We start from the raw sequence: 338 nt of genomic DNA on the forward strand, positions 1-338 counted from the left end.
GTGGTCGAGCCGCGTCTGGCACGCCTCAAGCTCTCGTCGGACTGGCGGATCTTCCAGACCCTGAGCGTGACCGAGATCGCGACTGCCGTGTTCAAGGCACATGGCCTGACGATGAACTACGAGCAACGCGCCACCAACGAACACCTCGCCCGCGAGTATTGCGTGCAGGCCGGCGACACCGATTACGACTTCGTCGAACGCATCCTGCGCGAGGAAGGCTTCTTCTACGCTTTCCAGCACCGCAAAGAGGGGCACCGGCTGATTCACTGCGATCGGCTGTTCATCTTCGGTCGCCTCGACGGCGAGCCAGTGATCTACAACCCGACGCCGGGCGGTGA

Annotated in this window: 1 protein-coding gene; it reads left to right on the plus strand. The window is 62.7% G+C overall.

Annotation, left to right across the window (positions count from 1 at the left end):
* On the plus strand, positions 1-338 hold a 338-nt coding region (locus JYJ84_RS37495; protein ID WP_275890781.1), incomplete at both ends, for a contractile injection system protein, VgrG/Pvc8 family.

It is taken from the genome of Burkholderia sp. LMG 13014, from assembly GCF_905232215.1.
In the GTDB taxonomy this organism is placed as follows: domain Bacteria; phylum Pseudomonadota; class Gammaproteobacteria; order Burkholderiales; family Burkholderiaceae; genus Burkholderia.